This window comes from Paraburkholderia sp. WS6, from assembly GCF_030464835.1.
GTDB classification, from domain to species: domain Bacteria; phylum Pseudomonadota; class Gammaproteobacteria; order Burkholderiales; family Burkholderiaceae; genus Paraburkholderia; species Paraburkholderia madseniana.
Genome location: NZ_JALQCK010000010.1, coordinates 159,430 through 172,753, shown reverse-complemented (window position 1 = coordinate 172,753; position 13,324 = coordinate 159,430). Strand labels below are relative to the sequence as shown.

The 13,324-nt window shown below is 62.1% G+C and carries 10 protein-coding genes; 1 reads left to right on the top strand and 9 read right to left on the bottom strand.

The features are described 5' to 3' along the window. Nucleotides 1-120: 120 nt before the first annotated feature. From pstS to M0D64_RS14975, 5 genes are all read right to left on the bottom strand, one after another. A complete protein-coding gene (gene pstS, locus M0D64_RS14995; protein ID WP_154565265.1) occupies nt 121-1,152 on the bottom strand; it encodes a phosphate ABC transporter substrate-binding protein PstS in 1,032 nt (343 codons plus the stop codon). 310 nt (nt 1,153-1,462) lie between these two features. Continuing rightward, nucleotides 1,463-2,821 (bottom strand): phosphoglucosamine mutase, encoded by a 1,359-nt coding sequence (gene glmM, locus M0D64_RS14990; protein ID WP_266258261.1) that lies wholly within the window; start codon nt 2,819-2,821, stop codon nt 1,463-1,465. A 28-nt stretch (nt 2,822-2,849) separates the two neighbouring features. Continuing rightward, nucleotides 2,850-3,749: a dihydropteroate synthase gene (gene folP / locus M0D64_RS14985; protein WP_266258260.1), complete on the bottom strand. Its 900-nt coding sequence runs from the start codon at nt 3,747-3,749 to the stop codon at nt 2,850-2,852. Between the two features lie 83 nt (nt 3,750-3,832). Then, entirely contained in the window at nt 3,833-5,722 is a 1,890-nt protein-coding gene (gene ftsH, locus M0D64_RS14980) for an ATP-dependent zinc metalloprotease FtsH (protein WP_074282683.1), read from the bottom strand. A 189-nt stretch (nt 5,723-5,911) separates the two neighbouring features. Beyond that, nucleotides 5,912-6,574: an RlmE family RNA methyltransferase gene (locus M0D64_RS14975; protein WP_054036258.1), complete on the bottom strand. Its 663-nt coding sequence runs from the start codon at nt 6,572-6,574 to the stop codon at nt 5,912-5,914. A gap of 182 nt (nt 6,575-6,756) precedes the next feature. On the opposite strand from M0D64_RS14975, the gene M0D64_RS14970 reads away from it, so the two are divergent. Beyond that, nucleotides 6,757-7,287 carry a YhbY family RNA-binding protein gene (locus tag M0D64_RS14970; RefSeq protein ID WP_063496816.1) on the top strand — a complete coding sequence of 177 codons (531 nt, stop codon included), beginning with the start codon at nt 6,757-6,759 and terminating at the stop codon, nt 7,285-7,287. Nucleotides 7,288-7,419: 132 nt separating this feature from the next. On the opposite strand, the gene M0D64_RS14965 is transcribed toward M0D64_RS14970, so the two are convergent. The 4 genes from M0D64_RS14965 to carA all read right to left on the bottom strand — a co-directional run bounded on the left by M0D64_RS14965 (nt 7,420) and on the right by carA (nt 13,143). After that, a complete protein-coding gene (locus M0D64_RS14965) occupies nt 7,420-7,929 on the bottom strand; it encodes a DUF4149 domain-containing protein (protein ID WP_154565268.1) in 510 nt (169 codons plus the stop codon). A 20-nt stretch (nt 7,930-7,949) separates the two neighbouring features. Then, nucleotides 7,950-8,426 carry a transcription elongation factor GreA gene (greA, locus tag M0D64_RS14960; RefSeq protein WP_054036257.1) on the bottom strand — a complete coding sequence of 159 codons (477 nt, stop codon included), beginning with the start codon at nt 8,424-8,426 and terminating at the stop codon, nt 7,950-7,952. 152 nt (nt 8,427-8,578) lie between these two features. Then, on the bottom strand, nt 8,579-11,833 hold the full coding sequence (gene carB, locus M0D64_RS14955) for a carbamoyl-phosphate synthase large subunit (RefSeq protein WP_266258259.1): 3,255 nt from the start codon (nt 11,831-11,833) through the stop codon (nt 8,579-8,581). Between the two features lie 155 nt (nt 11,834-11,988). Beyond that, the gene (carA, locus tag M0D64_RS14950) at nt 11,989-13,143 is read right to left on the bottom strand and encodes a glutamine-hydrolyzing carbamoyl-phosphate synthase small subunit (protein WP_054036255.1); all 1,155 of its coding nucleotides are present in this window, start codon (nt 13,141-13,143) and stop codon (nt 11,989-11,991) included. Nucleotides 13,144-13,324: the final 181 nt, after the last annotated feature.

The following is a 13,324-nucleotide window of genomic DNA, read 5'->3' as shown; positions in this document are numbered from 1 at the left end:
GGACAATGCTGGCTAATGCCGGGGTAACGCCATTGGCCGTCCTCGAATGAGGACGGCCAATGTATTGCTGCATGCTTACTGCATGCTGTGTCGCTTAGTTGCGGCGCCTAGCTGCGTCGCTTATTCAGCGATCGGCTTGCCCGCAGCGTCCTTCACCTTCGACTTCCACTGCGTGCGGATTTCCGACACAACCGAATCCGGCAGCGAGATGTAGTCCAGATCGTTCGCAGCTTGCGAGCCATTCTTGAACGCCCAGTCGAAGAACTTCAGCGTTTCGGTACCTTGCGCCGGCTTGTCCTGCGCCGTGTGCAGCAGCACGAACGTTGCGCCGACGATCGGCCATGCGTTCTTGCCCGGTTCGTTCGTCAGGATCTGGTAGAACGACTTCGACCAGTCCGCGCCCGCTGCCGCTGCCTTGAACGTTTCCGTCTTCGGCTCGACCACCGTGCCCGACGAATTCTTCAGGCCGACATACGTCATCTTGTTCTGCTTCGCGTACGCCCATTCGACGTAGCCGATTGCGCCCGGCAGGCGTTGCACGAAAGCTGCGACGCCGTCGTTGCCCTTGCCGCCCGTACCCGTCGGCCAGTTGACCGTCGAACCTTCACCAACCTTCGACTTCCAGTCTGCGTTGACCTTCGACAGGTAGTTCGTCCAGATGAAGCTGGTGCCCGAACCGTCGGCGCGGCGAACCACGGCAATGTCGGTATCCGGCAGCTTAGCCTTCGGGTTCAGCGCAACGATCGCCGGATCGTTCCACTTCTTGATCTTGCCCAGGTAGATGTCGCCGAGCACTTCGCCCGACAGCGTCAGTTCACCCGGCGTCACGCCCGGCACATTGACGACCGGCACCACACCGCCGACAACCGTCGGGAACTGGAACAGGCCTTCCTTCGCGAGGTCTTCGTCCTTCAGCGGAGCGTCCGAACCAGCGAAGTCAACAGTCTTCGCGACGATCTGCTTCACGCCACCCGACGAACCGATACCTTGATAGTTGACCTTGCCGCCACCCGACTTCTGGTAGGCATCGGCCCACTTCGTGTAGATCGGTGCTGCGAAGGTGCTGCCCGCGCCGGTGATGTCTGCGGCTTGCGCTGCGATCGCGAAAAGCGCGCCAGCGACGCCAGCGAACACGGTTTGCATCAATTTCATGAGACCTCCAAGGGGTGTGAGCGGTGTGAGCGAGTAACACGAACACCGCGAAGCTTAGGGTCTCTTTGTGACAGTAACGTGACTAACCGTGAAACGGATGTGACAGTGGGATTACTAAGGTGAAAGGCGCACGCGCGGACAAATCGCCGGTTTAGCGGCGTTGCGGGCGTCGTTTTACAGATTAGACGAAAAAAATAGGACGCGAACGTTTGCGTGTGGGGAGAGGGGTACCGCAGAGGCGTACGGCGGAGGGGTGCGGCAGCGGGGACGCGCTCATGGTCGTCCCTCGCCGCCGTAGGTCAAACGCGGCTTAGGCTGTGGCCTGCTTCACGGCGTTAGCGATCGCTTCGGAATGGCGAACCGCGTCGTCGACTTTTTCCGCCTCCACCATCACGCGCAGAACGGGCTCGGTGCCCGAGGCCCGAATCAGCACGCGGCCGCGGCCGTTCAGCGCTGCCTCGGCCGTGCTGATGGCGCGGCGGATCGCGTCGCTGCCCTTCCAGTCCGCGCCGGGCTGCATCCGCACGTTGATCAGCTTCTGCGGAAACAGCGTCACACCGTGGAGCAGTTCGGCGAGCGTTTTGTCGCTGCGCTTCATCGCGGCCAACACCAGCAGGGCCGACACGATGCCGTCGCCGGTCGAATGGCGGTCAAGGGAGAGAATATGGCCGGAGCCTTCCGCGCCCAGCTGCCAGCCGTGTTCGCGCAACTGTTCGAGCACGTAGCGGTCGCCCACCGCCGCGCGGACGAACTTCACGCCGGCTTCCTGCAGCGCGACTTCGACCGCCATGTTGGTCATCAAGGTGCCGACCGCGCCTTCCACTTTGCCGTCGGTCGCCATCCGGTCCTTGACCAGTACATATAGCAGCTCGTCGCCGTTATACAGGCGACCTGCCGCGTCCACGACCTGCAACCGGTCGGCGTCGCCGTCGAGCGCGATGCCGAGGTCCGCGTGGTTCGCGCGCACCGCGCGCACCAGCGCGTCCGGCGCGGTCGCGCCGACGCCGTCGTTGATGTTGAAACCGTTCGGCGCGACGCCGATCGGAATCACATCGGCGCCGAGTTCATGGAACACGTGCGGCGCGACGTCGTACGCGGCACCGTGCGCACAGTCGACCACCAGCTTCAGGCCGCGCAAGTCGAACGCTGCCGGGAAGGTGCTCTTGCAGAACTCGATATAGCGGCCGGCAGCGTCATCGAGGCGCCGCGCCTTGCCGAGTTGCTCGGAGGCCGCGCATGCGAGCGGCAGATCGAGTTGTTCTTCGATCTGCAATTCCACTTCGTCGGGCAGCTTGTTGCCGTCGGCGGAGAAGAATTTGATGCCGTTGTCGTAGTACGGGTTGTGCGACGCGCTGATCACGACGCCCGCGGCGAGCCGCAGTGCGCGCGTCAGATAGGCAATACCCGGGGTCGGCATTGGCCCGGCCAGCATGACGTCGACGCCCGCCGCGGAAAAGCCCGCTTCGAGCGCGGCTTCGAGCATATAGCCCGACACCCGTGTGTCTTTACCGATCAGCACCGTGGGCCGTGCGCCCGTTCTCGCCCAGCGGTCCGCGCCCGCGAGCACCTTGCCGGCAGCGTAGCCGAGCCGCAATACAAACTCCGGCGTAATCGGCCCTTCGCCGACCTTGCCCCGAATCCCATCCGTTCCGAAATAACGACGTGCCATGTTTTATGTTCCTCCTTGGCTTGCGGGTTCAGCCGCGCGCGCGGCTGTGATTCGCCGCGTCGCGCATGGCCGCCCATACTTTCAATGCATCCACTGTTTGCGCGACATCGTGCACGCGCAGAATTGCCGCACCGCGCCCGGCAGCACACACCGCTGCGGCGATGCTGCCCGCGACGCGCTCCGGCGCCGGGCGTCCGACAACCGCGCCGACCATCGACTTGCGCGACATGCCGGCGAGAATGGGGTACGGCGGCTCGGCCCGCGGCGCCGTGTCCGGCAGGTGCGCGAGCAGCGCGTAATTGTGTTCGATCACCGCTTTGCCGAAACCAAAGCCCGGGTCCACGCTGATGCGAGCACGAGCGATGCCCGCCCGCTTCAGGGTTGCCACCCGTTCTTCGAGAAACTGCCGCACCTCGCTCACCACGTCGTCATAGACGGGCTCACCTAGCTGCATGGTCTGCGGCTCGCCGAGCATATGCATCACACACAGACCGCATTCGCTGTCGCGTACGGCGTCGACCGCACCGGGCATCCGGAAGCCCCAGATATCGTTGATCAGGTCGGCGCCCGCGGTCAGTGCGTGACGCATCACTTCCGGCTTGTACGTATCGACCGACAACGGCACGTTCGCGCCGCGCAGTTGTTCGACCAGCGGGATCACCCGCTCAAGTTCTTCGTCGAGCGGCACGAGCGGCGCACCCGGACGGGTCGACTCGCCGCCGATGTCGATAATGTCCGCGCCGTCGAGCAGCATGCGCTCTGCCTGGCGCAGCGCATCGCCGCGCATCGCGTACTGACCGCCGTCGGAAAACGAGTCGGGCGTGACGTTCAGGATGCCCATGATCAACGGGCGTTCAAAGGTCAGCTTGAAGCGGCCGCATTGCAGCGGTTCGGGGAGGGGAAGAGATGGAAATTCGACTTTCGACACGTAGCGGTCAATCACGTAAAACGAATAAATGCAAAACGGGCCGGTGTGAATCACACCGGCCCGCACTTTCTACTGGTCGCCGATCAGGCCGGCGCGGTCGCGCTGCCCGGCTTGACCTCGGTGCCCGGGCTGCCGCCCGACGAGGCGTCGCCAACCGACGGCGGCGAGCTCTTCGGCGAACGCGGCGGACGGCCTGCCATGATGTCGTTGATCTGATCGGCGTCGATCGTTTCCCACTCCATCAGCGCGGCGGTCATCGCTTCAACCTTGTCGCGGTTCTCGTCCAGCAGGCGCTTGGCGAGGTTGTACTGCTCGTCGAGCACGCGGCGGATTTCCGCGTCGACCTTTTGCTGCGTCGCTTCCGAAATGGTCCGCGTGAAGCCACGGCCAAACGGCGTTGCGTCGTTTTCGTCGTCGACGTAGACCATCGGTCCGAGTGCGTCGGTCATACCGAAGCGAGCCACCATGGCGCGGGCCGTAGCCGTTGCCTTGTTGAAGTCGTCCGACGCGCCGGTGCTGATCAGGTTCAGGAACAGCTCTTCCGCGACACGGCCACCGAACAGGATCGCGAGGCGATCCAGCAGGTAGTCCTTCGAATACGTTTCGTTGTCATGTTCCGGCAACTGCCACGTCACACCCAGCGCTCGGCCGCGCGGAATAATCGTGACCTTGTGCACCGGATCAGCCTTCGGCAACAGCTTGGCGATCACCGCGTGACCCGACTCGTGATACGCGGTGGCGCGCTTCGATTCTTCGCGAATCACGGCCGACTTGCGCTCCGGACCCATGAAGATCTTGTCCTTCGCGTCTTCGAAATCCGCCATCTCGACGATGCGCTTGCCGCGACGCGCAGCAAACAGCGCTGCCTCGTTGACCAGGTTCGCCAGATCGGCGCCCGAGAAGCCCGGCGTGCCGCGTGCGATCACCGCTGCGTCGACGTCGTTCGAAATCGGCACCTTGCGCAGGTGAACCTTCATGATGTGCTCGCGACCACGGATGTCCGGCAGACCGACGTACACCTGACGGTCGAAACGGCCCGGACGCAGCAGCGCCTTGTCGAGCACGTCCGAACGGTTCGTGGCAGCGATCACGATCACACCCGAATTCGCTTCGAAGCCGTCCATCTCGACCAGCATCTGGTTCAAGGTCTGTTCGCGTTCGTCGTTACCGCCGCCCATGCCGGCGCCGCGATGACGGCCGACCGCATCGATTTCGTCGATGAACACGATACACGGCGCATGCTTCTTGGCCTGCTCGAACATGTCGCGCACACGAGCCGCACCGACACCGACAAACATTTCCACGAAGTCCGAACCCGAGATGCTGAAGAACGGCACCTTCGCCTCACCGGCGATAGCGCGCGCCAGCAACGTCTTACCCGTTCCCGGTGGGCCGACCAGCAGCACGCCGCGCGGAATGCGTCCGCCCAGCTTCTGGAATTTCTGCGGATCGCGCAGGAAGTCGACCAGTTCGGAGACTTCTTCCTTGGCTTCGTCGCAACCGGCGACGTCGGTGAAATTGATAGCGTTGTTGTTTTCGTCGATCAGACGTGCACGGGATTTACCGAACGAGAACGCACCGCCTTTCCCGCCTCCCTGCATCTGTCGCATCATGTAGAACCAGAAGCCGATGATCAGGATCGTTGGTCCGAGGTAGTACAGCGCGGACACCAGCGCATTCGGTTCGTCATCAGCCTTGCCGCTCACCTGAACGCCATACTTCATCAGATCGCCGACCATCCAGATGTCGCCGGGCGACACGATCTGGTACTTCTGGCCGTCTGCTGGAGTGACCGTGAGGTTCCGCCCCTGGACAATGACGTTCTTGACTTTGCCGTTCTTCGCGTCGTCCATGAACTGCGAATAGGAAACGCCTTCCTGGACACGGGGCTTGTCGAACTGCTTGAACACCGTAAACAGCACCAGTGCGATAACCAGCCACACTGCTGCTTTCGAAAACATATTGTTGTTCAAAGCACCACTCCTTCACTTAGACGGGCGCCTACATTTGCCTTGCGGCACCACGAAAGCATTCTAATCCAGTCCGCAGACCCCTGCCATAAGGTTTCACTACCACACAAATAGCGTAGCGGGCCATTTCAGCGCCAATTTCCAGTGCTGTAGGCACATTATCGGCAGATGCGGAACCTTCCTGCAGCGCACCTATGCGGGCCGCTTCAGATGCTTACCCAAAATAAACGTTTCTGACGATTTGTCCCGCGAGGCTTTCGGCTTGCGGGCCGCCACCACCTTGAACTGGCGCTTGAACTTTTCGACAATCTGGCTGTAACCGCTGCCATGAAAACATTTGACTAAAAGGGCGCCATCCGGCTTCAGGTGGTTTTGCGAAAATTCCATCGCGATATCGCACAGATGCTCGATTCGCGCGGCATCCGCGACCGCTACTCCCGACAGGTTGGGCGCCATATCCGAAATTACAAGATCAACCTGACGTTCCCCGACTAATTCTTCGAGTTGTTCGAGAACCGAGTCTTCGCGGAAGTCGCCCTGAATGAAATGGACGTCGGCGATCGGTTCCATCGGCAGCATGTCCAGCGCGATGATCGTGCCGTCGATGCCGCCCTCGCGCTCGGCGTCGCGCTGCGAGCCCTTGGCGAGCTTGTTGCGGGCGTACTGGCTCCAACTGCCCGGTACCGAGCCGAGATCGACGATCACCTGGCCTGGCCGGATCAGCTTGTCCTGCTCGTCGATTTCCTTCAGCTTGTAGGCTGCGCGGGCGCGATAGCCCTCCCGCTGCGCCATTTTGACGTAGGGGTCGTTGATGTGATCGTGCAACCACGCCGTGTTGAACTTGTTTTTTGCCATTAAAGGTGAACTCTTGCTGCGAAATGTGGCGCATTAGGGGATAATACGCGGTTAATTCGCGCGGCCACCGCCAAAACTGGCAGTCATCCGCGATTCTGTTGTTCTGACGCGCCGCCCTGCGCTATTGGCCGAATCTCTCGGAAATGCAGGTGCCGCCATTTTAGTCGAGTCTCCCACTTTCCATGCCAGCCCTTAAAGTCTCTTCCGACCAACGCGCCGAGTTGCGCTCCCAGGCACATGCGCTCAAACCGGTCGTGCTCGTCGGCGCCGAAGGCTTGACCGACGCTGTGCTGTCGGAAATCAAGGTCCACCTTGGCGCGCATCAACTGATCAAGATCCGCGTGTTCGGCGACGAACGCGAAGAACGTATTGCCATCTACGAACAGATCTGCGACACGCTGAACGCCGCGCCGATCCAGCATATCGGCAAGCTGCTGGTGATCTGGAAGCCGGAAGCGGCAGCACAACCGGCTGTCAAGGCCAAGCGCGGCGCCCTGCCGAGCGCCCGCGAAGCGGCTGTCGAAGCCAAACCGGGTAAAGGCCGCGCACCGCGCGTGGTCACGGTGGTGAAGCCCAGCGAAATCCCGATGCGCAAGCCGAAGGCAAAAGCGGTCGTGGTGCGCGGCAATGAACGCGTCACGCAAGGCGGCAATATCAAGCGCGCCAAGAAGCGCCAGACCAGCGCGAAGCGCGCGCATCAGTCGTCGAAGTAAGCGAATGATGAGGGTGCGGGCGGTGTCCGCACCTTGGCGTGAACTGCTCAGGCGGGCTGGGCGATGCCTATTTGATGCCCATTTGGGTAGCGCTGCAGGCAAACCCGCTCAAGCAAGGTAGAACCATACCACTCAACTGGTTACTTTCCCCGCAGCGCCGCGAGCGCCCTGCTCCGCGGTCACAATGCCGACGCTCGCCGGCAGCTTCCACACCAGCACCACACCCAGCAGGCTTTCGATCAGGTAAAACAGACTGGATACGCCGTGCAGGATGCCAAAGCGCGTTGCATAAGCCGAATGCCCGACATCACTGCCCGCTTCCAGCGCGGCAATGCGCATTGCATTCATGAACGGCTGCAGCGCAAAGTAACCCACCAGCACGCACACCAGCATGCCGACGATCAACCAGCGCAAACGACGATAAGCGTCGCTGCCCCGGCGCACCAGTACGTTCGCGAGACCCAGCAGCAAAATGCCGCACACCGCGCCCAGCACGCCCTCGATACGAAACAGTTGCGCCGCCACGGCGCCCGCCGTCATGCGATCGAGCGACGTGAACAACACCGGCGCGACGGCATAGCCGATAGTCAGCAGACTACCGACCCACACCACCGTCAGCAGACGGAACAGTCGATGCGGCATCAAGGACACCGGGGCCGCCTTCAAACGTAGCTAACCGCGATGATTTCGTACTCGCGCACGCCGCCCGGCGCTTGCACCGATGCAACGTCGCCTTCCGACTTGCCGATCAATGCGCGCGCGATCGGCGAGCTGATCGAGATCAGACCGTGGTCGATGTCAGCTTCATCGTCGCCGACGATCTGGTATTTGACCTTCGCACCCGAATCGAGGTCCTCGAGTTCGAGCGTCGCGCCGAACACCACGCGCCCGTCCGCCTCGACCGCCGCCGGGTCGATCACCTGCGCCCCGGCCAGCTTCGATTCGATTTCGGCAATACGGCCTTCGATGAAGCCCTGCTTTTCCTTCGCCGCGTCGTATTCCGCGTTTTCCGACAGATCGCCCTGGGCACGCGCTTCCGCGATCGAATTGATCACGGAGGGACGCTCAACCGATTTCAGGCGCTGCAATTCATCGCGCAACATTTCCGCGCCGCGCTTAGTCAATGGAACAGTGCTCATAAACAACTCTATGCAAAAAACAGCCGTAAAAAAAATCACCGCGGTTAAGTGCATTCCGCGGGGGCCGGAGCACCGGGGGAAACCCGGGCCCAAAGCACCTGCGGAACGCCGCTTAACCGCGGCACTTACATCTTGGACAGGTATTCGAAGCCTTAGTTTAGGCGAGCGTGAAGACCTTGTAAATCATAGACTTCCAGGTCCTTCAAATAGCGCAAACCTTCAACCGCGGCCCGTGCGCCAGACATCGTCGTGTAGTACGTGACCTTGTTCGCCTGCGCGCTCATGCGGATCGAACGCGAGTCGGCGATCGCGGCACGGGTTTCGTCGACGGTCGTGAAGACCAGCGCGATTTCACCGTTCTTGATCATGTCGACGATGTGCGGCCGGCCGTCCTTCACCTTGTTGACGACTTTGACCGGCACACCGGCCGCTTCGATCGCGGCAGCCGTGCCCTTGGTCGCGACGATCGGGTAGCCGAGTTCGTGCAGCATGTGCGCCACTTCGACAGCCTTCGGCTTGTCGGCGTCCATCACGGTCAGGAGCACCGTGCCCGACTCCGGCAGACGCGAACCTGCCGCGAGCTGCGACTTGAACAGCGCTTCGCCGAACGTTTGACCCACGCCCATCACTTCACCGGTCGAACGCATTTCCGGTCCGAGCACCGGATCGACTGCCGGGAACTTGACGAACGGGAACACGGCTTCCTTCACGCTGAAGTACGGCGGATCGATTTCCTTCGTCACGCCCTGTTGCGCAAGCGTCTGGCCGACCATCGCACGCGCGGCGATCTTGGCGAGCGGCAGGCTGGTCGCCTTCGAGACGTACGGCACGGTACGCGAGGCACGCGGGTTCACCTCGAGCACGTAGATCACGTCCTCTTTCGAACCATCCGCCTGCGGCACCTGCTGGATCGCGAACTGCACGTTCATCAGGCCGATCACGTTCAGCGCCTTGGCCATTGCGCCGGTCTGGCGCTTCAGCTCGGCAATGGTTTCCTTCGACAGCGAGTACGGCGGCAGCGAGCAAGCCGAGTCGCCCGAGTGGACGCCCGCCTGTTCGATGTGCTCCATCACGCCGCCGATGAACACGGCTTCGCCATCGGAGATGCAATCCACGTCGCATTCGATCGCGTCGTTCAGGAAGCGGTCGAGCAGCACCGGCGAATCGTTCGACACCTTCACGGCCTCGCGCATATAGCGCTCGAGGTCACGCGGCTCGTGGACGATTTCCATGGCGCGGCCGCCCAGCACGTACGACGGACGCACCACAAGCGGGTAGCCGATTTCTTCAGCGAGCTTCAGCGCTTCGTCTTCGGCACGCGCGGTGCGGTTCGGCGGTTGACGCAGGCCGAGGTCCTGCAGCAGCTTCTGGAAACGCTCGCGGTCTTCCGCGGCGTCGATCATGTCCGGCGACGTGCCGATGATCGGCACACCGTTCGCTTCGAGATCGAGTGCGAGCTTCAGCGGCGTCTGACCGCCGTACTGAACGATCACGCCGACCGGCTTTTCCTTGTCGACGATTTCGAGCACATCTTCGAGCGTCAGCGATTCGAAGTACAGACGATCGGACGTGTCGTAGTCGGTCGAAACGGTTTCAGGGTTGCAGTTGACCATGATCGTTTCGTAGCCGTCTTCGCGCATGGCGAGCGCGGCGTGCACGCAGCAGTAGTCGAACTCGATACCCTGGCCGATCCGGTTCGGGCCGCCGCCCAGCACCATGATCTTCTTGTTGTTCGTGGGGTTCGCTTCGCACTCTTCCTCGTAGGTGGAGTACATGTAGGCGGTTTTCGTGGCGAACTCAGCCGCGCACGTGTCGACGCGCTTGTAGACCGGGCGCACGTTCAACTCGATACGGCGCTGGCGCACTTCCGCCGGCTTCGCGCCGAGCAGCTTGGCCAAGCGGCGGTCCGAGAAGCCGCTTTGCTTCAGATACTTGAGTTCTTCCTTCGACAGGCTTGCCAGCGTGCGGCCAGCCAGCGCCTTTTCCTTCAGGATGATCTGTTCGATCTGCGCGAGGAACCACGGGTCGATCGAGGTCTCTTCGAAGATCTCTTCGGCCGTCATACCGACACGGAACGCGTCGCCGACATACCAGATGCGATCCGGACCGGCTTCGCCGATCTCGCGGATGATCTCGTCGCGGTTATTGGTCTTTTCGTCGAGACCATCCACGCCCACTTCGAGGCCACGCAGCGCCTTCTGGAACGATTCCTGGAAGGTGCGGCCGATTGCCATCACTTCACCGACCGACTTCATTTGCGTGGTCAGACGCGCATCGGCTTCGCGGAATTTCTCGAATGCGAAACGCGGAATCTTGGTGACGACGTAGTCGATCGTCGGTTCGAACGATGCCGGGGTCTGGCCGCCGGTGATTTCGTTCTTCAGCTCGTCCAGCGTGTAGCCGACTGCCAGCTTTGCCGCGACCTTGGCGATCGGGAAGCCGGTCGCCTTCGAGGCCAGTGCCGACGAACGCGACACGCGCGGGTTCATTTCGATCACGATCATCCGGCCATCTTTCGGATTGATCGAGAACTGCACGTTAGAACCGCCCGTGTCCACGCCGATCTCGCGCAGCACGGCGAGCGATGCGTTACGCAGGATCTGATATTCCTTGTCCGTGAGCGTTTGCGCCGGCGCGACGGTGATCGAGTCGCCGGTGTGGATGCCCATCGGGTCCAGGTTTTCGATCGAGCAAACGATGATGCAGTTGTCCTTCTTGTCGCGGACCACTTCCATCTCGTACTCTTTCCAGCCGAGCAGCGATTCTTCGATCAGCAGCTCACGCGTAGGCGACAGGTCGAGACCGCGCTTGCAGATCTCTTCGAATTCGTCGCGGTTGTACGCGATACCGCCGCCCGAACCACCCAAGGTGAACGACGGACGGATCACGACCGGATAACCGCCGCTGCCCGTTTGCGTCGCGATGTCGGCCTGCACCTGCAGTGCTTCTTCCATCGAATGCGCGGTGCCCGACTTGGCCGAACCGAGGCCGATCTTGGTCATCGCGTCTTTGAACTTCTGACGGTCTTCCGCCTTGTCGATCGCTTCCGGCGAGGCGCCGATCAGCTCGACCTTGTACTTGTCCAGCACGCCGTGCGCGTGGAGATCGAGCGCGCAGTTCAGCGCGGTCTGGCCGCCCATCGTCGGCAGGATCGCGTCCGGGCGCTCCTTGGCGATGATGCGTTCCACCACTTCCCACGTGATCGGCTCGATGTAGGTGACGTCGGCCGTGTTCGGGTCGGTCATGATCGTCGCCGGATTGCTGTTGACGAGAATGACCTTGTAGCCTTCCTCACGCAGCGCCTTGCATGCCTGCGCGCCCGAGTAGTCGAACTCGCACGCCTGGCCGATGATGATCGGACCCGCGCCGATGATGAGGATGCTTTTAATGTCTGTCCGCTTGGGCATAACGCTCTCGCTAATGTATTCCTGAATTCTTTCCGTCGGCGCGCTGCGTTGATACGTTGCGCGCGCTCTGTTGTGTGCGGCTCGCTTCGCTTGTGCGCTGAGGCGCTGTTCGCGCCACGAGCCGTGCGTCGCCTGGACGCCTCACCCGCTGCTGCCTATGCCGCTGTTGCCTTGCCGGCCTTCTTCGTGTCCATCAACGCGGTGAAGCGATCGAACAGATAGGCGATGTCGTGCGGACCGGGCGACGCTTCCGGGTGGCCCTGGAAGCAGAACGCCGGCTTGTCGGTCAACGCGAAGCCTTGCAGCGTGCCGTCGAACAGCGAGATGTGCGTAACCTTGGCATTGGCCGGCAGCGTGTCGGCGTCGACCGCGAAACCGTGGTTCTGCGACGTGATGACCACACGGCCGTCTTCGAGATCTTTAACCGGATGGTTCGCGCCGTGGTGGCCGGTCTTCATCTTCAGGGTCTTGGCGCCGAGCGCGAGGCCCATGATCTGGTGGCCGAGGCAGATGCCGAAGGTCGGGATGCCGCGTTCGATCAGCTCTTTAGTCGCAGCGATTGCGTAGTCGCACGGTTCCGGATCGCCGGGACCGTTCGACAGGAACACGCCGTCCGGGTTGAGCGCGAGCGCATCAGCAGCAGAAGCTTGCGCCGGCAGCACGGTGACGTGGCAGCCTCGCTCAGCCAGCATGCGCAGAATGTTGTACTTCACGCCGTAATCGAACGCGACCACGCGGTACTTCGGTGCGTTCTGCGTGCCGTAGCCGGTGCCCAGACGCCATTCGGTCTGGGTCCATTCGTAGCTTTCCTTGGTCGACACAACCTTCGCGAGGTCCATGCCCGACAAACCCGGGAACGAGCGCGCGAGTTCGATTGCCTTCGCTTCGTCATCCGAACCGGCCAGAATGGCGCCGTTCTGCGCACCCTTGTCGCGTAGCACGCGCGTCAGCATACGGGTGTCGAGACCGGCGATGGCGACCACGCCTTCGTCTTTCAGGTATTGCGGGAGCGTGCGCTCCATGCGGAAGTTCGACGCGAGAACCGGCAGATCACGGATGATCAGGCCGGCGGCATGGACTTTCGTGGCTTCGACGTCTTCGGCATTCACGCCGACATTACCGATGTGCGGATACGTGAGGGTCACGATCTGGCGCGCGTAGCTCGGGTCGGTCAGGATTTCCTGATAACCGGTGATAGCGGTGTTGAACACGACTTCGCCGATCGTATGCCCGGGGGCGCCGATCGAGTAACCACGAAAGACCGTGCCGTCGGCGAGTGCGAGCAAAGCGGGAGAAAATGACGGCAACACGGGAGACTCCTTGGGGAACACCCTGTTGCCGACCTGTCTATCCGACTGCGAGCCGCAGCGAAACGCATCGACGAGGATGCGCGCGCAGACTCGCTCGCGTACTGCTGGTGACGTCGCAAGGGGCGCGATGGGTCCATTGTGTGGACGGATCGGCTGGGGTGCGGGGCGTCAAAAGCGCGCG

Excerpts from the sequence above, each read along its gene's own strand:
- pstS (WP_154565265.1), bottom strand. The coding sequence starts at position 1,152 with ATGAAATTGATGCAAACCGTGTTCGCTGGCGTCGCTGGCGCGCTTTTC.
- glmM (WP_266258261.1), bottom strand. The coding sequence starts at position 2,821 with ATGGCACGTCGTTATTTCGGAACGGATGGGATTCGGGGCAAGGTCGGC.
- M0D64_RS14975 (WP_054036258.1), bottom strand. The coding sequence starts at position 6,574 with ATGGCAAAAAACAAGTTCAACACGGCGTGGTTGCACGATCACATCAAC.
- M0D64_RS14970 (WP_063496816.1), top strand. The coding sequence starts at position 6,757 with ATGCCAGCCCTTAAAGTCTCTTCCGACCAACGCGCCGAGTTGCGCTCC.
- M0D64_RS14965 (WP_154565268.1), bottom strand. The coding sequence starts at position 7,929 with ATGCCGCATCGACTGTTCCGTCTGCTGACGGTGGTGTGGGTCGGTAGT.
- greA (WP_054036257.1), bottom strand. The coding sequence starts at position 8,426 with ATGAGCACTGTTCCATTGACTAAGCGCGGCGCGGAAATGTTGCGCGAT.
- carB (WP_266258259.1), bottom strand. The coding sequence starts at position 11,833 with ATGCCCAAGCGGACAGACATTAAAAGCATCCTCATCATCGGCGCGGGT.